This is a genomic window from Halomonas sp. BC04 (assembly GCF_000568385.1).
The window spans coordinates 1-19,082 of sequence record NZ_AZQX01000172.1 but is presented as its reverse complement, the minus strand read 5'-3'; the positions used below and the strand labels follow the sequence as shown (position 1 = coordinate 19,082).

Annotated in this window: 16 protein-coding genes and 2 pseudogenes; 2 read left to right on the top strand and 16 right to left on the bottom strand. The window is 63.2% G+C overall.

Features of this window, described 5'->3' with window-relative positions; all coding sequences use genetic code 11:
• Positions 1 to 214 precede the first annotated feature (214 nt).
• A complete protein-coding gene (locus Q427_RS12040; RefSeq protein ID WP_043514149.1) occupies positions 215 to 991 on the top strand; it encodes an EAL domain-containing protein in 777 nt (258 codons plus the stop codon).
• Between the two features lie 96 nt (positions 992 to 1,087).
• Positions 1,088 to 2,290, top strand: a complete 1,203-nt coding sequence (locus Q427_RS12035; protein WP_043514147.1) for an EAL and HDOD domain-containing protein — start codon at positions 1,088 to 1,090, stop codon at positions 2,288 to 2,290.
• A gap of 28 nt (positions 2,291 to 2,318) precedes the next feature.
• Here the strand turns inward: Q427_RS12035 and Q427_RS12030 are convergent, their stop codons facing one another.
• The 16 genes and pseudogenes from Q427_RS12030 to Q427_RS11965 all read right to left on the bottom strand — a co-directional run.
• Positions 2,319 to 3,026: an RNA polymerase sigma factor FliA gene (locus Q427_RS12030; RefSeq protein ID WP_043514146.1), complete on the bottom strand. Its 708-nt coding sequence runs from the start codon at positions 3,024 to 3,026 to the stop codon at positions 2,319 to 2,321.
• Positions 3,027 to 3,102: 76 nt separating this feature from the next.
• Positions 3,103 to 3,573: a flagellar protein FlhE gene (locus tag Q427_RS12025; protein ID WP_231613662.1), complete on the bottom strand. Its 471-nt coding sequence runs from the start codon at positions 3,571 to 3,573 to the stop codon at positions 3,103 to 3,105.
• A 5-nt stretch (positions 3,574 to 3,578) separates the two neighbouring features.
• Complete coding sequence (locus Q427_RS12020) at positions 3,579 to 4,154, bottom strand: hypothetical protein (RefSeq protein ID WP_043514144.1); 576 nt, start codon at positions 4,152 to 4,154, stop codon at positions 3,579 to 3,581.
• A complete protein-coding gene (locus Q427_RS33975; RefSeq protein WP_231613661.1) occupies positions 4,155 to 4,589 on the bottom strand; it encodes a hypothetical protein in 435 nt (144 codons plus the stop codon).
• 20 nt (positions 4,590 to 4,609) lie between these two features.
• Positions 4,610 to 4,774, bottom strand: a complete 165-nt coding sequence (locus tag Q427_RS33970; RefSeq protein ID WP_231613660.1) for a hypothetical protein — start codon at positions 4,772 to 4,774, stop codon at positions 4,610 to 4,612.
• Positions 4,771 to 6,333 (bottom strand): flagellar biosynthesis protein FlhF, encoded by a 1,563-nt coding sequence (gene flhF / locus Q427_RS12015; RefSeq protein WP_231613659.1) that lies wholly within the window; start codon positions 6,331 to 6,333, stop codon positions 4,771 to 4,773. The genes Q427_RS33970 and flhF overlap by 4 nt, the downstream gene beginning before the upstream one ends.
• Positions 6,334 to 6,345: 12 nt before the next feature.
• Entirely contained in the window at positions 6,346 to 8,427 is a 2,082-nt protein-coding gene (flhA, locus tag Q427_RS12010; RefSeq protein WP_043514142.1) for a flagellar biosynthesis protein FlhA, read from the bottom strand.
• A pseudogene (flhB, locus tag Q427_RS12005) lies at positions 8,424 to 9,619 on the bottom strand (flagellar biosynthesis protein FlhB). The gene flhA and the pseudogene flhB overlap by 4 nt, the downstream one beginning before the upstream one ends.
• A 207-nt stretch (positions 9,620 to 9,826) precedes the next feature.
• Positions 9,827 to 10,516 carry a protein phosphatase CheZ gene (gene cheZ / locus Q427_RS12000; RefSeq protein WP_043514140.1) on the bottom strand — a complete coding sequence of 230 codons (690 nt, stop codon included), beginning with the start codon at positions 10,514 to 10,516 and terminating at the stop codon, positions 9,827 to 9,829.
• Between the two features lie 37 nt (positions 10,517 to 10,553).
• Positions 10,554 to 10,943, bottom strand: coding sequence for a chemotaxis response regulator CheY (gene cheY / locus Q427_RS11995; RefSeq protein ID WP_043514138.1), 390 nt, complete (start codon positions 10,941 to 10,943; stop codon positions 10,554 to 10,556).
• 62 nt (positions 10,944 to 11,005) lie between these two features.
• Positions 11,006 to 12,773: pseudogene (locus Q427_RS36875) on the bottom strand (methyl-accepting chemotaxis protein).
• Positions 12,774 to 12,828: 55 nt separating this feature from the next.
• Complete coding sequence (locus Q427_RS11985) at positions 12,829 to 13,890, bottom strand: protein-glutamate methylesterase/protein-glutamine glutaminase (protein WP_043514136.1); 1,062 nt, start codon at positions 13,888 to 13,890, stop codon at positions 12,829 to 12,831.
• A 138-nt stretch (positions 13,891 to 14,028) separates the two neighbouring features.
• Positions 14,029 to 14,907 (bottom strand): CheR family methyltransferase, encoded by an 879-nt coding sequence (locus tag Q427_RS11980; RefSeq protein WP_043514135.1) that lies wholly within the window; start codon positions 14,905 to 14,907, stop codon positions 14,029 to 14,031.
• Positions 14,904 to 17,093, bottom strand: coding sequence for a methyl-accepting chemotaxis protein (locus Q427_RS35290; protein ID WP_043514133.1), 2,190 nt, complete (start codon positions 17,091 to 17,093; stop codon positions 14,904 to 14,906). The genes Q427_RS11980 and Q427_RS35290 overlap by 4 nt, the downstream gene beginning before the upstream one ends.
• Positions 17,094 to 17,171: 78 nt before the next feature.
• Positions 17,172 to 18,572: a methyl-accepting chemotaxis protein gene (locus tag Q427_RS11970; RefSeq protein ID WP_043514130.1), complete on the bottom strand. Its 1,401-nt coding sequence runs from the start codon at positions 18,570 to 18,572 to the stop codon at positions 17,172 to 17,174.
• A 122-nt stretch (positions 18,573 to 18,694) separates the two neighbouring features.
• Positions 18,695 to 19,082, bottom strand: a 388-nt coding sequence (locus Q427_RS11965) for a chemotaxis protein CheW (RefSeq protein ID WP_043514129.1), incomplete at its 5' end; no start/stop codon positions are given.

Genomic DNA, 19,082 nt, shown 5'->3' with positions numbered 1-19,082 from the left:
CTAGGGCATCAATCGGCAGATGGTGCCGAAACTTGAGGTACGATCTGAGCTGAATTCGGCCGTACTTGATGTATGTCAAAAATTCTCAGGCTCTTCTCAATTGTACTGAATGAGCCAAGGGTGGAAGCCGGGCTCAAGTTTTGATCGCTGCTGCCGATGAAGCGGGTAACGGGAAATCCGTGCCCGACAGCCAACAGAGATGACAGGAGTATCCATGCACCAATGCGCCGAAAAGGAAGGCCGCTGCATCATCTGCGAGGGACCGCTCCCGTTCGAATTCACCATGGCCTTCCAGCCCATCGTCGATCTTGCGATCGCCCGCGTCACCACCCATGAAGCTCTGGTCCGCGGCCCCGCCGGCGAGTCGGCCTATAGCATCCTGTCCCAGGTCACTCCCGATCTGCTCTACCGCTTCGACCAGTCTTGCCGCGTCAAGGCGATCGAGCTGGCCAGCCAACTGGGCATGACCGAAGACCTGTCGATCAACTTCCTGCCCAATGCCGTTTACGAACCCTCCGCCTGCATCCAGGCCACCCTGGCCATCGCCAACAAGGTGGGCTGGCCGACCGACCGCCTGATCTTCGAGATCACCGAGACCGAGAAGGTCAGCAGCCAGGCACATCTCCATGGCATCATCGAAGCTTATCGCAGCATGGGATTTACCACTGCCCTGGACGACTTCGGCAATGGCTTCGCCAACCTCGACCTGCTCACCGACCTGCGCCCGGACCGTCTCAAGATCGACAGAGTCCTGGTGGATGGCTGCGACAGCGACCCACGCCGACAGGCAATCCTCAAGGCCATCGTCGGGCTCGGCAGCACCCTGGGTATCGGCCTCATCGCCGAAGGCGTGGAAACCCGTGAAGAGGCCCTGTGGCTGGGCCGCAACGGATTGACGCATCAACAAGGCTTCTACTATGCCCGCCCCAGCCTGGCGAGCCTGGTTACCGGCCTGGAACCCCGGCTCGACACCCTGAGACAGGCACTTTAGCGGGGGCACAATAGCCTCGATCGGTCGAATACGCGCAGAACGTCGCATCATGACAACATCCTGAGTGAGATGTCGCTCAGCAGGGAGCCCAGCAGCATGCCAGAGCAAGCGGATTTCAATCCTTGCACCATTGCCCTCCACCCGATCCATGACGGGGATCACGCCCATGTGGCGGATCGCCTGGTCTATCGACAAAACGGCATGGCAGAGTCCGACGACACCATGGCTGCCACTGCCAGGGCACTTTCCAGCGCGGTCTATGAACTGGGCGATGCCGGCCTGCTGGCGGAACGGACACTTTTCGTCGACCTGCCCATGGTATGGCTCGACCGCCCGGAGCTGCTTCCCACCCCGGCCCCGCGCATGGCCATCGGCATCGCCGATATCCCGGAGGTCGATGACAGGCTGCTCGAGCGCCTGGACGACATGCGGGAACGGGGCTATCGCATCGTTCTCCCCGCCAGCCTGGTGATGCAGCATCTCGAGGCGCTCCTGCCCAGGACCGACATCATTCTGGTGACGACACCCCAGGAGCTCGATGCCAAGACCCGCGAACGGCTCCCTGCGCGCAGTATCAAGCTGTTGGTGGAAAACATCGAGGATCGTGAAGAACTCGAGCGTTATCGCGAGATTGGCTGCGCCTACTTCAACGGGCATTATCTGGCTCGCCCCAGCTTCATCGCCTCCCCCCCTCGGGGAAGACACGGCAACCGCGCCGCGCAGATACGCCTGATTCGCGCATTGTACGAGGACGATAGCGACATTCATCGGCTCCAGGAGCTTGTGGTACAGATACCTCACCTTCACGTGGCCGTACTGCGGCGTGCCAACTCGAACTACTACAACCGCGGCGGCAAGGAGATCGATCTGCACCGGGCGATGCAGGTGCTCGGCCTGATCGAACTGAGGCGACTCATCCTGACGCTGACACTCGCCAGCCTCCAGCCTTCATCGCGGATCATCCTGCGCATGGCGCTGATTCGTGCCTTCATGTGCCGCAACCTATCGGCCCCCTTCCCCACCCTGGATGCCGAGGACGCCTTTACCACCGGCCTCTTCTCGATGATGGACGCCCTCCTTGAGGAGGACCGCGACACCCTGCTTGCGCAGTTGCCGCTCAACCCGCACATCATCAGTGCCGTCAAGGACCGTGCGGGACCCCTCGGCGCGGTGCTGACACTCTGTGAGAACCATGAGCGTCAGGTCGAGGAAGCCATCAACGACATGCCGGCGGACCAGCTCCACAGCTGCTACATGGCCGCCCTGGCCAGCGCACGAGCCTTGATGAACAACCTTTGATGCCAGGTCGTCAACGACGCAAGGCCGGCTACGCTTCCTGCTCGCCCAGCCGGCTGCGAAGTCGGCTGACCGCCTGGCTGTGGAGTTGGCAGACCCGCGACTCGGTCACGCCCATCACGACACCGATCTCCTTGAGGTTCAGCTCTTCCTGGTAGTAGAGCGCCATCAACAGCTTTTCCCGCTCAGGCAACGCCTCGATTCCCGCCACCAGTTGCTGACGCTTCTCCTGGTCGATCAATTGCTTGTAGGGCGTATCCACGGTGGTGTCGGCAACACCGGGCTCCACACCCTCCGCCAGCAACGCCTCGAAGGGCAGCAAATGCCCGCTGTTGGTATCGTTCAACAACTGGCGATAGGTCGACAGATCCATGTCGAGCTCAGCGGCAATCTCCGTCTCCTCGGCGTGTCGCCCGAGCTGCTGCTCCAGCCGTCTGACGGCTTCATCGACCGCCCTGGCATTGCGTCTCACGCTGCGGGGCAGCCAGTCCCGGCTTCTCAACTCATCCAGCATGGCGCCACGAATGCGCTGGCTGGCAAAGGTGGCGAAACTGGCTCCCTGGGAGGAATCGAAACGCCCCATGGCTTCCAGCAGCCCGACCGTACCCGCCTGGATCAGGTCATCCAGCTCGATACTCGCCGGAAGACGCACCTGCAGGGAGAGCGCCTGACGCCTGACCAGCGGAAGATACTCCGCCAGCATGTCCCCCTGCTCTATCTTGCCTCGTGCTGTGTACATACGCTTGCTCTCGTGGCTGCCAGCCCATTTCAAAGGGTTCTGATTTGCTCAACAGGTTTCGCTTGCTTCAGTGCCGTCAACTATTGCAACGCCCACTATCCCGTCGCCTATCGCCATACGAAGCCGTAGAAGCGCGCTCTGGTTCATGATGGTTCACGATGACCTGCAGCCCCTGCAACGTCATGGCCCGCTGTCCGCGATCCTGCAGCGCAAACTGGAAGTAGAGTGCAGAGTCAGCCGGTATTCCGGCGAATGCCTCGGTGTGCCCCCGCGGCCCTGCCAGCGCCACACAGCCACCGGCGTGGCAGAGACGGGCATTTACTTCGACACCAGGCGGGGGCTGGAACTGCCAGCTTACCCGCCCCATGACCTGGTCACGGGCCAACGCGACCGTGGGCGGCGCCATGTCTGCGGACTGGACCTGTCGGTCCGACATGACCACCTGTACGGCTGGGGCACTGGCAACCCAACTGCCCGATGCCTGTACCAGGGTGGCCATGAGCATGCCTCCCAGCCCCAGCACCAGCCTCTTCCACGACCGCAGCATCGGCTTCATCTTGCCAATACCAGCAGCTCGATCCCCAGGTAACTCGCCGCGGCATGACGCAGATTGCTCAGCAGACCTTGTCGTCCTACCCCCGGGGGATGGACCAGGAGCATCCGCTGTGGCCCTCCGTGTTCGGCAACCTGTTTCAGCACTCGATAGGCGCGACGGAACGCCTCCTGATCGGCATCCACCCAGAGCGCCCAGCGCGACTGCTCGTTGGCAAGCACCGGCAGGTGTGGACTTCCCGCAGGCAGTGCCACCACCCGCCAGGCATGGGGATTGCCCACCCACTCGCGACCCTCATCGGCCCAGGACTCGAAGAGCTCCTTCACCCTGCCGGTATGATGCGCGCCGGTGCCGGGAAGCCCCAGCACCATCAGTGTCATCTCCCTTTCCGGGCCGCCTGCCGGCCGCGGGGCCGTGGAAGGCCGAGCCGGGCCGGGTGGTCTCGAGGGAACACTGGGCTGCGCACCTCCCAGGGTCACCAGCATCTCGGCAACATGATCGGGACATGCCTCCCGGGAGGGTCTTGGCGTGGTGGTCGCCCACTTGCGTAGCCCGGCGGCCTGGTCCATACCCATCTAGCCTGCCTCCCTTTCACCGAGACCCAGATGCCGAATGGCATCTCGTACCATGAACAGTTGCGCAAGGGATTCCAGCAGCGCCACGTCGCGGCGGCGCTGCCTTCCTCCAGCCAGGCCCAGCAGTTCGGCTCGCAGGTCCATGGCCGCCTCGTCCTCGGCCAGGTCCAGGTGCGCCGCAACCGTCGCCAGCCCGCTTGCCATCAGCAGGCGAACATCGGGCCGTACCTCGCCCAGCTCGGCGGGGGCCAGCCGCTGCCAGGCCCGCCGGGTCAGCTGAGGCAGCGCGTCACCCTGGAGCTGCGCCAGCAGCAGCGACTGAAGGTCACGCCCCAGCCGGGCCGGCGCTACCCAGTAGCGCTTCGCCAGGACGCGCCCGCTCTCCGTATCACGCACCGCACCGAGCCAGGCTCGTGCCGAAATCGGCTGACTCACGCCTTTCCCCGCCTTGAGCGTCACGGCCACCGGCAGGCTCGAAAGCTGATGCGCGCCGCGCCYCCGCGGAAACGACAGGCCACATCCCCCAGCGGCTCGGCCAGCTCACCCAATGCCGACAACGGCTGACGCTCACCGGCATGCTCGACACGCTGGCTGCCACGCACCTGGCTGCACCAGGTCAACGCCTTTCCCTCCAGCCATTCCGCCGCTTCGCCGTCGGGTAGTCCATGAAGAAGATGCACGCTGACCGCCAAGCGTTGCAACGTATCAGCCAGCCGCGCCTGCTGCCCCGGCACCTGGCGGTGCTGAAGCAGCGGCAACGCCAACCAGGCACCCTCCGGTCGATGGCGACATCCGGCATTGACCAGCGCTCGCCCTTGACGCGACGACGCTCGCTCCACAGCATGCCCAACGCCTGTTCGGGTCCCGGGTACATTGCCAGCAGTGTCTCCAGCCGCTGCTGCTGGACGACCTCCGGCAGGCCGAGCAGATCCCACACCGCCTCCAGTTGCTGGAACCCGGCCAGCCGTTGTCGCAACGCCAGCAGCGTGCTTGAGAGGCGGCGCCCCTGCCCCAGCAGGCTGGGGGAGCGCGGCGCGTCCACGGCGCCCTGACGGGATGTGGATTGCGCCATGGCAACGCGGGTCTCCAGGGCACGGTCAATCAGAGCCGGCACATCGGCCACCGACATGTCCTCCGGCACACGCTGCCCATGGGAAACGAACAACAGCCGCAGGCCATGGCGCATGACGATATCCAGGACCGGTGCCAGGCGACCGGCCTCATCCTGCTTGGTAATGATGCAGTCGCCGAGCTCGGCGCCCGCTGCCTGGGCCGCCTGCCGATAACGGATCACGACCTCTTCCAGCGTCTCCGGCTGGCTGGCGGCATTGAGCAGCAGCACCAGTCTTACCGGGGCATCGCCGCCCCGCAGGTGTGCCACCTGCTCGATGACACGATGGTCGCGCTGACTCATGCCCACCGTATCGATGATCACCCAGGACTTGCCGCGCATGCGCTCGAGCAGGTCGGAGACCGGCTGATCGGCATTGAGCGCATACATGGGGACATCCAGCAGGCGCGAGTAGATACGCAGCTGCTCGTGGGCACCGATACGAAAGCTGTCGGTAGTCACCAGGGCGACCGGGCGGGTACCGTGGCGCATCACGTAGCGTGCGGCCAGCTTGGCCGTGGTGGTGGTCTTGCCGATTCCCGTCGGCCCGATCAGGGCCACGATACCGTTGTGATCCAGAAAAGCGGCCTCGTCGTCGAGGCCCTCCAGACGGTTCACCAGCTGGCGGTGCAGCCAGCTCATGGCTCGCTCGTCCATGTCATGGTTGGCCAGCTCTTCCGGCAGGGCCGAGACCACCTCACTGGCCAGTTCCTGACGAAACCCGGCTTCCAGCAACAGCTGCAGCAACCGTTCACGGAGCCCGCCGGCCGCGCCTTGGGGCTCCTGCTCGCGGGAGAGCAGGGCCCGCATGTCGCGCAACTCCTCGAGCAGCCTTGCACTCATGGCCTCGAAGGCGCTCGATGCCTCCTGGCCCGCAGGCGGCACAGGCGTTTTCGCCTGTACGCGTCTTTCGGGATCGTCGCTGCCGCCCGGCGCCGCCGACTCGGCCATGGCCAGAATCTCGACGCCATCATCGACCCGCCGATTGGCCAGGATGAGGGCCTCGTCCCCCAGCGTCTCGCGCACCTGGCGCATGGCATCCCGGCTGTTGACGCCTGTAAATCGCATGACACTCATCGCTTATCGACCTCCCACCAGCGTCGTGACGCGCAGTGTCCTATCATCGGGAATCTCCGCCTGTGACATGACCACGAGATGACGCAGCCGGCGACGCAGGAAGCGGGACAGCAGCGGTCGCAAACTGTGCTGAACCACCATGACGGGGGGCTCCCCGCTCGCCTCATGGCGAGTCAATGCCAGCTCCGCCTGACTCATCAGCGTCTCCGCCAGCCCCGGCTCCAGAGCACCATTACCATTCATTGCCTGCATCAGTACCTGCTCGAGCTGTGCCTCCAGGCCAATGACATTGAGCGTGTCCTGACCCGGGAACCACTGCTGGGTGATCGACCGGCCCAGGGCGATTCTCACCAGGGCGGTCAGCTCATTGGCATCCTGCTGCTGGGGTGCATACTCTGCCAAGGTGTCGAGGATAGTTCGCATGTCGCGAATCGAAACGTCCTCTTCCAGCAGATTCTGCAGGATGCGCTGCAGCGTCGTCAGGTTGATCGCCTTGGGCACCACGTCCTCGACCAGGGACTTCTGCTCCTCGCCCAGCTTGTCGAGGAGCTTCTGGACTTCCTGGCGGCCCAGCATCTCGGCAGCGTGACGATGCAACAGGTGGTTAAGGTGCGTCGCCACCACGGTGCCCGCGTCCACCACCGTATACCCATAGACCTGCGCATGCTCGCGCTGGCTGGAATCGATCCAGACTGCCGGCAAGCCGAAGGCCGGATCTTCGGTGGGAGTGCCTTGCAGCTGCCCCGTCACCTGGCCTGGGTCGATGGCCAGCCACTGTCCCGGAAACGCCTCGGCCCGGCCAATCTCGGCACCCTTGAGGGTGATCACGTAGGTATTGGCGCCCAACTCAAGATTGTCGCGTATATGAACGACCGACGGGAGGAAACCCACCTCCTGCGCAAATTTCTTGCGCACACTCTTTATGCGGCCCAACAGTTCACCCGCTTGACGCTGATCGACCAGCGGGATCAGCCGGTGCCCCACTTCGAGGCCCAGGGTATCGACCAGCTGCACGTCGTCCCAACTCGCCTCGGGGGCCTCGGGGGCTGGTGGCGGTTCGGCGCTGATCTCCTGCTCGACCAGGCGCTGCTCCGACTGGCGGATCAGCATCCAGGCCAGGCCCGCCAGCAGGCCGGTGAAGAGGAGGAAGACCATGTTGGGCATCCCCGGGACCATCCCGAGCAGGCCCATGACCACCGCGGCCAGTATCAGCACCTGTGGGTTGACGAACAGCTGGCTGATCATCTGCTGGCCCACGTCCTCCTCGGTGTTGACCCGCGACACGGTCACGCCTGCAGCCGTCGAGATCACCAGCGCCGGAATCTGTGCCACGAGACCATCGCCGATGGTCATCAGCGTGTAGGTCCTGGCCGCATCGCCGAAGCCCATGCCGTGCTGGAGCATGCCGATCAGCAGCCCGCCGATGATATTGACCACCATGATCACCAGGCCGGCCATGGCGTCGCCACGCACGAACTTGCTGGCACCATCCATGGAACCGTAGAAATCGGCTTCCTGGGCCACTTCGCCACGCCGCTTCCGGGCGTCCTCCTCGCCGATCAGCCCCGCATTGAGGTCGGCGTCAATGGCCATCTGCTTCCCGGGCATCGCGTCGAGCATGAAGCGGGCGCCCACCTCGGCAATACGACCGGCGCCCTTGGTGATGACCATGAAATTGATGATGACGAGGATCAGGAAGACCACCAGGCCGACGGCGAAATTCCCCCCCACCAGGAAGGAACCGAAGGCCTCGATCACCTTGCCGGCGGAATCGCCGCCCTGGTGCCCCTCCATCAGGATGACACGGGTGGAGGCCACATTGAGCGACAGCCGCAGCAGGGTGGTAAACAGCAGCACCGCGGGAAAGGCGGCGAAGTCCAGCGGTTTCTGGGTGAACATGCTGACCAGCAACACCATGATGGCCAGCGCAATGTTGAACGTGAACAGCATGTCCAGCGCAAAGGGCGGCAGCGGCAGGATCATCATGGCCAGGATCATGAGGATCAGGATCGGCCCTGCCAGCAGCTTCATGCGCACGTCGCCCATCCATTCGCGGCGACCGATAAAATGACTAAGGGATTTCATTCGCGCCCCCCGGTCGGCTCATTGCGCTGTGATGCATGTCGATCAGCCTCGTCGTTGTCACCGGGTACGGCCAGTTCAGGCGGTATGGGTAGATCCTCAGGCGTAGGTGGCACATCTCCCCCCTCAAGTGACACATGCTTGAGACGAAAGGCCCAGGCCAGCACCTCCGCCACCGCGGTATACAGGTTCAGCGGGATCTCCCTGTCGAGATCCACGTGGTGATACAAAGCCCGGGCCAGCGGCGGAGCCGCGAGTAGCGGAACGCCGGCCTCCTGACCCACTTCCCGGATACGCGCCGCCACCATGTCGGCGCCCTTGGCCACGACCCGGGGTGCGCCCATCTGCTTCTCGTCGTACTGCAGCGCCACCGCATAGTGCGTGGGGTTGGTGATGATGACGTCCGCCTCGGGCACCTTGCTCATCATCCGCCCGCGTGCCATCGCCTGCTGCTGGGAGCGGATACGTGCCTTGACGTGCGGGTCGCCCTCGGACTCCTTGTGCTCACGCTTGACCTCCTCCTTGGACATGCGCAGCTTCTTGGCATGGCTATACAGCTGATAGGGCACGTCGATCAGGATGACCACCAGCAGCGTCAGCACCATCAGGCCACAGGCCTGGGCTGCCATCATCAGGCACGCGCCAGGGCCTGGGTGGTGGGCTGATCGAGCAGCGAGAGGTACTCCCCACGATTGAAGTAAAGGTACGCCATGCCGACACCACCGATCAGCGTCGACTTGGCAATCGCCTTGAACAGCTCGACCAGCGCCTGCACGCCGAACATCCGCTTCAAGCCCTTGAACAGGTTCAGCTTCGACAGCTGTGGCTTGAGCGACTTGGCGGATATCAGCCAGCCACCCAGCAGTGCCGGCGCCACCATGGCAATCAAGCACAGCAGCAGGAACAGCGGTAGCATCGTCCACAGCGTGCGCTGCCCCAGGTTCAGCACGTTGACCAGCATGGGGCCGGTTTCGAAGGCCTGCTTACGCTCGAAGAGGAAGGCCTGCTCCATCACCAGACCCAGCTGGTCATAGAGCATGGCGCCCATGGACCACATGCCCACCACGCCGCCCAGCAGCAGCATGAACGTGGTCAATTCGCGGGATCGGGCAACCTGCCCCTCCTCGCGCGACTTCTCGAGTCGGCGAGGCGTAGCCTCTTCGGTCTTTTCCTGATCACTGCTCTGGTCAGCCATGGCATCCGGACATTCGTGTGCACGCTGGCCATTGTGGGGGCTTCAGGGGATGGGTAATACGCCAAAAAGCGCCGATGATCGTGGTCTTATCGACCATGACCTTCGGCGCAGAAGCGCTATCGGAAGAAATATAAGCGGGAGGAGGCGCCAGGAGGCTGTCGGATATGACCGACCTCGCAGTCGATCAGCGTTAGGTCCGACAGGCTCCTAGAAGCCCAGCTGATCGAGCAGGTCGTCGACCTGGTCCTGGTCGGTGACGATATCGGCACTCGGTTTTATCTGGGGACCATTGAGCAGGCTCTCCTCACGCTTGCGATCGTTCTCCCACTGATCGTTGGCCTTCTGCTGCATGGTCTCCCGTGCCATGTTCTCGGGAACGGCGTCGATGAGCACCTGCACCAGCTGGTGCTCGATCTCGCGAATCACGTCCATCATCTTCTTGATGACCTGGCCCGTCAGATCCTGGAAGTCCTGGGCCATCATGATCTCGAGCAGCTCCTTCTGGGTTGCCTGGGTCTTGTCAGGCACGCCGGACAGGTAGGAGCGGGTCTCGTTGACCAGTTCGCGCGCCTCATCGAGCTCCTTGGGCTCGGCAAACCACTCTGCCCAGCGCTTGTCCAGCGCCTCGGCATCATCGCTGAGCGAGTCCTGGATTGGCTGCGCCCTGTCGATGGCATTCAGCGCCCGCTCGGCGGCCTGCTCGGTCATGGTCGCCACATAGCTGAGTCGATCCCGGGCGTCGGGTATGGCTTCCGCGGCCTTCTCGATCTCCTTGTCCAAGCCCAGCTCGCGCATGCTCTCTCTGAGCATGCGCGTCAGTTGACCAATACGCTGCACCAGGTCTTCACCGGCGGCGCTGGACGGCTGCGCCTCACCGGGCTGCTCGTTTGCGCTCATCTTGTCATCTCCTTCGCCAGGTCACTGCCCCCGGCAATCACTTGCCCATTTTCTCGAAAATCTTGTTGAGTTTTTCTTCCAGGGTTGCGGCCGTGAACGGCTTGACCACATAGCCACTGGCGCCAGCCTGGGCAGCAGCGATGATATTTTCCTTCTTCGCTTCAGCGGTGACCATCAATACCGGCAGCTCCTTGAGCCCGTCGTCGGCACGAATCTGCTTGAGCATCTCCAGGCCATCGAGATTGGGCATGTTCCAGTCGGAGACCACGAACTCAAAGCCACCCGAGCGGAGTTTGCTCAATGCCTCCTGGCCGTCCTCGGCCTCCTCGACATTGGTGTAGCCCAGCTCCTTGAGCAGGCTCCGAACGATCCGGCGCATGGTCGGGAAGTCATCGACCACCAGAAAGCTCATGTTCTTGTCAGCCATCGGGATTCCTCATTCATGTCATGCAGTAGTTGACGCTCGGCGGGCCTCTCCGCCGTCGTAGTTCAGAACTCTTCCCACTCGCCCTCGGCCACAGGCTCGTTGCGCGTCTTGCGCTGCGGCTTGGGATCCACCTCGGCGACCTGACGTTGCGCAGGCTGCGCCAGTGCCGGCACTCGGGTACGGGCCGTCACGTCGGCACGGCTCTGTTCCGTGCCGGCCTGTTGAGCACCGACCCCGGCATTCGCAGCCGTCTGCTGTGTGGTGCTCAGTGGATCGCCGGCCAGGCGGAATACCGCCACAGCCTGCTCCAGTCGACTGGCCTGCTCTTCCAGCGAGGAAGCGGCCACGGTGGCCTGCTGGACCAGCGAGGCATTCTGCTGGGTCACCTGATCCATCTGCCCACCGCCTGACTGACCTGCTCGATACCGTCACTCTGTTCCTGGGAAGCCGCGGAAATCTCATCCATGATATCGGTGACACGACGAACCGCCGCGACCACGCCATCCATGGTCTCCCCGGCCTGTTCGGCCAGCGTCGAGCCCTCCTTGACCTGGGCGACCGATCCATCGATCAGCTCCTTGATCTCCTTGGCGGCCGTGGCACTGCGACTGGCGAGGTTTCGCACCTCACCGGCCACCACGGCAAAGCCCCGACCCTGCTCCCCGGCCCGGGCCGCCTCCACAGAGGCGTTTAGCGCCAGAATGTTAGTCTGGAAGGCAATGGAGTCGATGACGCTGGTGATATCACTGATCTTCTTCGAGCTGGCCGAGATACCGCCCATGGTCTGCACCACGCGATCGACCACCTCACCGCCACGCTCAGCGGTCGTTGAGGCATCCAGGGCCAGGCCGCTGGCCTGACGGGCGTTGTCGGCATTCTGGCGAACCGTCGCGGTGATCTCCTCCATGCTCGCCGCCGTCTCTTGCAGGGATGCCGCCTGTTGCTCGGTGCGCGACGAGAGGTCAGCGTTGCCGCCCGCGATCTCGCGAGTACCAATATGTATCGAGCCGCTGCCGTCACGCACCTGCCCGACGATACGTACCAGGCTCTGCTGCATGTTGCGCATGGCGTTGAAGAGCTTGCCGATCTCGTTATGACTCCCCTCCGGTATCTTTCCGGTCAGATCGGCCTTGGAGATGGTCTGGAGGTGCTTTACCGCCGAGTTCAAAGGTCGAATGATGGTCTTGCGAAGGCCTACATAGATCGCGACTACCAGAAAGCCGATCAGGACCAACAAGCCAAGTCCTGCTCGCTCGAACCAAAGGGACTGTGTATGGAAATTCTCGATTAGGGCATCGGTGCTGCCAAAACCATAGGCAACGAACGCTGAAATGCTCTCACCCAGGGCATTGCTTGGCGCTTCCAGCTCGTCACGCAGATTGCCGAACCCCGGCGTATTGAGCTCGTCGAGAGCAACATGCTGCTGACGCACCAGCTCCAGCACGGTGTTGAAGTTAGACTCCACGTCGGCAGCCAAGCGCTCACCCTGCTCAGACTTGGCGGAAGCCGAGAAGTTGGCAAGTCGCCGCGCCGAACGATCGAGATGGTTGAGCGCAGGGCAAGTTGCTCGTTGGCCTGGGCCATGCGGCCCAGCATGACCTGGTTGGAAGCGATCTCGAGGTTCACCCGCGCCACATTGAGCAGCGCATCGGCCCGGTTGATCTCGTTCAGCTGCTCGGAACTGATCTCATTCAAGGTCGTCAGGGCACGATTGGCATTTCTTTCTGCCACGAACCCCATGCCGGCAATCAACGTAATAAAGACGACAAAAGCTGCCAGGACGAACACCATGGCGGCATGAATACTGATATTGCGGATTATTCGGTTCATAGCGGCAGTTCCTCGCGCTCGGTGACGCTAGCGTGTTCAATCGTCATTGTGATGGTCAGACCCGCTGTGCCCGGCCGGAAGCCGCCACCAGGGCCATCAAGCGTTCCGGTATATCATCAAGGCCGAGCACCTCGGCTGCTCCACCCAGGGCGATGGCCTCACGAGGCATGCCAAAAACCACACAGCTCGCCTCATCCTGGGCCAGCGTGGCCGAGCCCGCCTGACGCATCTCGAGCAGCCCTGCCGCGCCGTCCTTGCCCATACCCGTCAGAATCACTCCGATGGCATTACGGCCAGCCTGGACTGAGGCAGAATGGAAGAGCACGTCCACGGATGGGCGATGGCGGTTGACCGGGGGGCCATCGTCCAGCCGGGCCACATAGTTGGCCCCGCTGCGAGCCAGCTTGAGGTGGGAGTCCCCCGGGGCGATATAGGCATGCCCCGGCAGCACCCGCTCACCGTCGCTGGCCTCCTTGACCGATATCTGGCACAGCCGATCGAGCCGCTCGGCAAAGGAGCGGGTAAACCCGCCCGGCATGTGCTGGGTAATCAGGATCGCGGGGCTGTTGGCCGGAAGCGGCTCCAGCACGGCGCGTATCGCCTCTGTGCCACCCGTCGAGGCGCCGATGATGATCAGCTTTTCACTGGAGACCAGCGGCGCCTTCAGCGTTGGCCGCGCGGCCGCTTCCGGTCGCCTGGCCTGCCGCGGTCGTGACTTGGCGGCGGCGCGAATCTTCTCGGCGATATCATTGGCGTAATCCATCATGCCATTGCGAATCCCCAGCGCCGGCTTGGCCACGAAGTCGACGGCACCCAGCTCCAGGGCCCGAAGCGTGACTTCGGAACCGGCCTGGGTCAGCGACGACACCATCAGGACCGGCATGGGTCTCAGGCGCATCAGTCGCTCCAGGAAATCGAGACCATCCATGCGCGGCATCTCGACGTCCAGGGTCAGCACATCGGGGTTGTGGCGCTTGATGAGATCACGTGCCACCAAGGGGTCCGGTGCCACGGCCACGACCTCCATATCCGGCTGGGAGTTGATGATCTCGCTCAGCAGGTCGCGAATCAGGGCTGAATCATCGACACACAGCACTTTGATCCTGTTCGATCCCAAGACGAGGCCTCCTTGATGGCGAGGGCCGCTCGACACGGCCCAAGGCGAATGACGTATAGGTCTACCATCGGCCTGGCCGGCCAGAACTTTAGCGCTCAGGCGGTAAACATTGGCAGGCCGAGAGGATGTAGTGAAAGTTCAAGGGTGGCTGGCAAGGGTGTAGACGGTCTGCCCCCTGAGCCGGAATACCTTGCTGATATAGGAGAAATTCTCAGAGTGACCGGCAAACAGCAGCCCATTGGGCTTGAGCAGCGGGGCAAAGTGCTCGAGAATCCGCGCCTGTGTCTCCTTGTCGAAATAGATCATGACGTTACGACAGAAGATCGCATCGAAGGGCCCCTTGACCGGCCACTGGGGCGCCAGCAAGTTCATCGACTGGAATTCCACCAGCGACGAGACCTCGGGCCGAATTCTGGCGAACCCCTCATGCCGCCCCTTGCCTTTCTGGAAGAACCGCTTCACCCGCGCCTCATCGAGCTTGCGCACCTGCTCGATGGGATAGACTCCCGCCCTGGCCCTTGCGAGGGCATCCGTATCGATGTCGGTGGCCACCACTCGGGCATCGGATGCCTTCGGGCCAAGAGTCTCCAGCAGAGTCATGGCAAGTGAATAGGGCTCCTCGCCCGAGGACGCAGCGGCGCTCCATATGCGCACCGGCCCGCTGGCCTGGCGAACGTGCTCGGCCAGTAGCGGGAAATGGTGCATCTCCCGAAAGAAAGCAGTGAGGTTGGTGGTCAAGGCGTTGGTGAACTCCTCCCATTCCCTTGCATCGGGCTGGCGCGCCAGCCTGGCCAGATAGTCGCTGAACCGGGTCAGGCCATGGTGGCGAAGGCGCTTGGCGAGTCGGCTGTAGACCATCTCGCGCTTGTGCTCGGCCAGCACGATACCCGCTCGCTGATAGATCAACTTGCGGATCTGGCCGAAGTCCTCGTCGGTCAGGATCAGATCACGCTCGAGCTGACCGAGTCCGGACCACTGGCCCGGATCGGCGCCGGAGCCTGGCTCTGTTGTCGTCAAAACGTTTCCCACTCTTCATCCATGGATGACGCTGCCTTGCCCTGCTTCGCCGGTGACGGCGTCACCGGTCGCGGGTCATGCCGCAAGGAGGACACATCGGGACGCGGACTGCGCTCCCTCGCCTCGGCTTGCACCGACTCGATCGCCTCGACCTTTTCGGGTCCTGCGCCACGCAAGCGGAACACTCGGATTGCCTGGGCCAGCTGCTCTGCCTGATGCTGCAGGTCGCTGGCCGCACGGGCACTCTGCTGGACACGCTCGGCATTCTGCTGGGTCACCTGGTCCATCTCGGTGATCGCCTGGTTGATCTGGCCGATGCCACTGCTCTGCTCCTCGGAGGCGGCGGTGATCTCGCCCATGATGTCGTTGACCCGAGTGGAAGCGGACACCACTTCCGCCATGGCACTCTCTGCCTTCTGCACCTGGGACGCGCCCTCCTTGATCTCGCTGGAGGAGCCGTCGATCAGCTGGCGGATCTCCTTGGCGGCATCCGCGCTGCGTCCCGCCAGGCTGCGCACCTCGCCGGCCACCACGGCGAAACCGCGGCCCTGCTCACCGGCCCGCGCCGCTTCCACCGAGGCATTCAGGGCCAGGATGTTGGTCTGGAAGGCGATCCCGTCGATGACATTGATGATGTCGGTCATCTTGTTGGAACTGGCGGTGATCCGCTCCATGGTCTTCACCACGCCATGCATCAGCTCCCCGGTGTCACGCACGCGTCCGGCATTGTCCAGGGCCAGCCCACTGGCCTGGCGGGCGTTGTCGGTATTCTGCTGCACCGTGGTGGTCATCTCCTCCATGCTGGAAGCGGTTTCCTGCAGCGAGGCAGCCTGCTGCTCGGTGCGGGCCGAGAGGTCCTCGTTGCCGCGGGCGATGGAGCGCGATGCCGGTGTCACCACGGCAATGCCCTGCTGAACGCTATGGGTGGTGCTATACAGGCTGCGGCGCATGATATCCAGGGAACCCAGCAGCGCACCGATCTCGTCACGGCTCTGCTTGGGTGTCGCCACCGCCAGGTTGCCCGAGGCAATCTGCAGGGTGAAGTCCGCAGCGCGACGCACCGGCCGGGTAATGGCACGCATGATCCATACGCTGATGACCAGCAACAGAACGAAACCAAGCGACATGAAACTCGTTTGGCCGACAAGCATCTGCTGCTGACCCCGCTCGGCCTCTTCCGCCATGCTCAACGCCGCGAGCCGCTGCTGTTCCACCAGCTGATTGACCAGCCCCGACAAGGCCTCGGCACTTTCACGCAGCCCGGCCGTCTGGTTGTTCAGCGCCATCATGGCATCGAAGGCCTCGGGGCCACCCAGCTCCGCCGCCATGGGCTCCAAGTGCCCGTTGAGATAGTCGGAAAGCGACGCATCGAACGTCATGGCCACCGACGTTTGGTTGACCTCGCGGGCGAGATACTCCTGCCACAGCGCTGCCATACGAACACTGCCCTCCTCCAGCACTTCGGCAATGGCATGCCGCTCACTGAGAAGCTCCATGCGCTCTTCGCCGGAAAGCCGCTGCGGGCCGTCGCTGATCAACTGGTCGAGCTGCTGCAGCCGTATCACATCCTGCAGGCCATCGCGATTCAGCTCCGCCAAACGCTCTCCTGAGGCCTGAATCCCATAGAGCCCAACGCCGCCACTGATCGCCAGCAGCAACAGCGCTGAAACGGTGAGCATGGAAAGTCGCGCACGGATGCTATGCAGGTTGATACGCCCAAGCCAGCCCAGGGGTCCACGACGCACCACCTGGCCAGCCCGAACGGCAAGATCGGTCCGGCCTGAACGCAGCCGCTCATAGGCACGGGCGGTGGCGGTGGCAACATCCGGCGCCACTGCAGTGCGCACCGAGGTGTAACCCAGGCATTGCCCATTCTCGATGATCGGGGTGACCGTCGCCTTGACCCAGTAATGGTCCCCGTTCTTGCGCCGGTTCTTGATGACGCCCTGCCAGGTTTCACCGCGCTTGAGCGCCTGCCACAGGTCGGCAAACGCCTCGGAAGGCATGTCGGGATGACGAATCAGATTGTGATTCGCCCCGATCAGCTCCTCGTGACTGAAACCGCTGGCTTCGATAAAGGGCTCATTGGCATAGGTGATTCGACCCTCGAGATCGGTGCGGGTGATCAGCAGATGCCTTTCATCCAGTATGTACTCGCGCTGCGTTACCGGCTGGTTGTCACGCATGTTCTTGTTTCCTTGACTGCATGGCTTCATCAGGGGCGGGCACGATGACGTGCCTTCACCGATTGGGAGTTTCGAACCTCAGAACGAGGCCCACTCCTCTTCCTCTTTTTGTGACGTGCTATTTCCTGACGTGCTATTTCGAGACGCACCGCTTCGAGATGCTACCGTCGATGACTCCTGGCCGTTGCGTCGAGCGGCCGGCAAGGGGTCGCGCACCGACTGAGTCTGTAGCACCTTGTCGGCGCCTTGCCCCTTGCCCGCAACCTGATTTGCAGGGGGCGCCTCAGCCTTCACCCCTCCCGCCAAGCGGAAGCGCAGCACTGCCTCGCGCAGGCGGCCGGCTTCGGCCTCCAGTTGTGTAGCCCCGGCTGCAGCCTTCTGCACCAGGGTCGCGTTCTGCTGGGTCACCTGGTCCATCTGGGTAACGGCCTGGTTGACCTGCCCAATGCCGTTGCTCTGCTCCAGCGATGCCGAAGCGATCTCGTCCATGATGTCGCTGACACGCTGAACGGCGGCCACGATCTCGGTCATGGTCTGGCCGGCCTGGTCGACGCGGGCGGTACCCACGTCCACCTTCTCGCGGGATGCATGGATCAAGGCACGAATCTCACCGGAGGCCGACGCACTGCGACCGGCAAGGCTGCGAACCTCCTGGGCGACCACCGCGAAGCCGCGACCATGCTCACCGGCCCTGGCCGCCTCGACCGAGGCATTCAGGGCCAGGATATTGGTCTGGAAGGCGATGGTATCGATAACGCCGATGATGTCGGCCATCTTGTGAGAGCTGTCGCTGATATCGTGCATGGTCGACACCACATCGCTGACCACTTCGCCGCCCTGGGCGGCGGTACGCGATGCCTCGGCCGCCAGTTGACTGGCCTGGCGCGCATTGTCGGCATTCTGCTCCACGGTGGAAGCCAGCTCCTCCATACTGGACGCGGTCTCGGCCAGGGAAGCCGCCTGCTGCTCGGTGCGCGACGAGAGCTCGCCGTTGCCGCGGGCGATTTCATGGGCACCCTGGTAGATGCCTTCACTACTGCTGCGCACGGTGCCCACGGTGGCCGAGAGGCCATCCTGCATATGCTTGAGCGAGGTAAATAGTCGCCCAATCTCATTGTTGCCGCGGTTCTCCACCGGCTGAGAGAGATCCCCCCGCGCCAGCCCCTCGAAATAGCCCACCAGCCTGGCCAGCGGCTGCAGCACATTGACCGTGATACCCCACATGACAACCGCCATCACCAGCGCCGAACCGGCCAGCACCGCCATGATGGCCAAACGCATCCAGCCGGCCACCACGTCGAAGCCCTGCAACAGCAACACGCCAGACTCACCGGCATGGGGCGCCATCTCGGTAACCGCCGCTTGGCCCTGCTGCAGGGCATACAGCCCCAGCACACTGAGCGCGATGATCATGCCGCCGAAGAACAGCAGCACCAGAATCCAACTGGCTCGGACAGTCAGGTTGTCGAGAAGCTTCACATCAATCCCTCATGGTCGGCAGTGCCCGTTATCGTTGGCGATACGCCAGAGCATGGCCTGCCGCGGGCCATCCTCTAGATTGACTATCGGCCAACAGAGAGAAAACTGGAGTCGAAACAGGGCTATTCGGCCACACGCTCGACCAGTTCCATCTCATCGCTGGTCAACAGCTTGTCGATATCCACGATCACCAGCATGCGGTCCTCGAGGCTACCGAGTCCGCTGAGGAAGTCGGACGAAAGGGTGACACCAAACTCCGGCGCCGGCTTGATCTGGTCGGGCGAGAGCGTCATCACATCGGACACGCCATCCACCACGATGCCCACGACACGGTCCTCGACATTGACCACGATCACCACGGTCTGGCCGCCGTACTCCACCTTGTCGAGATGGAACTTGATGCGCAGGTCGACGATCGGCACGATGACACCGCGCAGATTGGTCACACCCTTGATGAAGTCCGGCGCATTGGCGATGCGAGTGACATTCTCGTAGCCACGAATCTCCTGC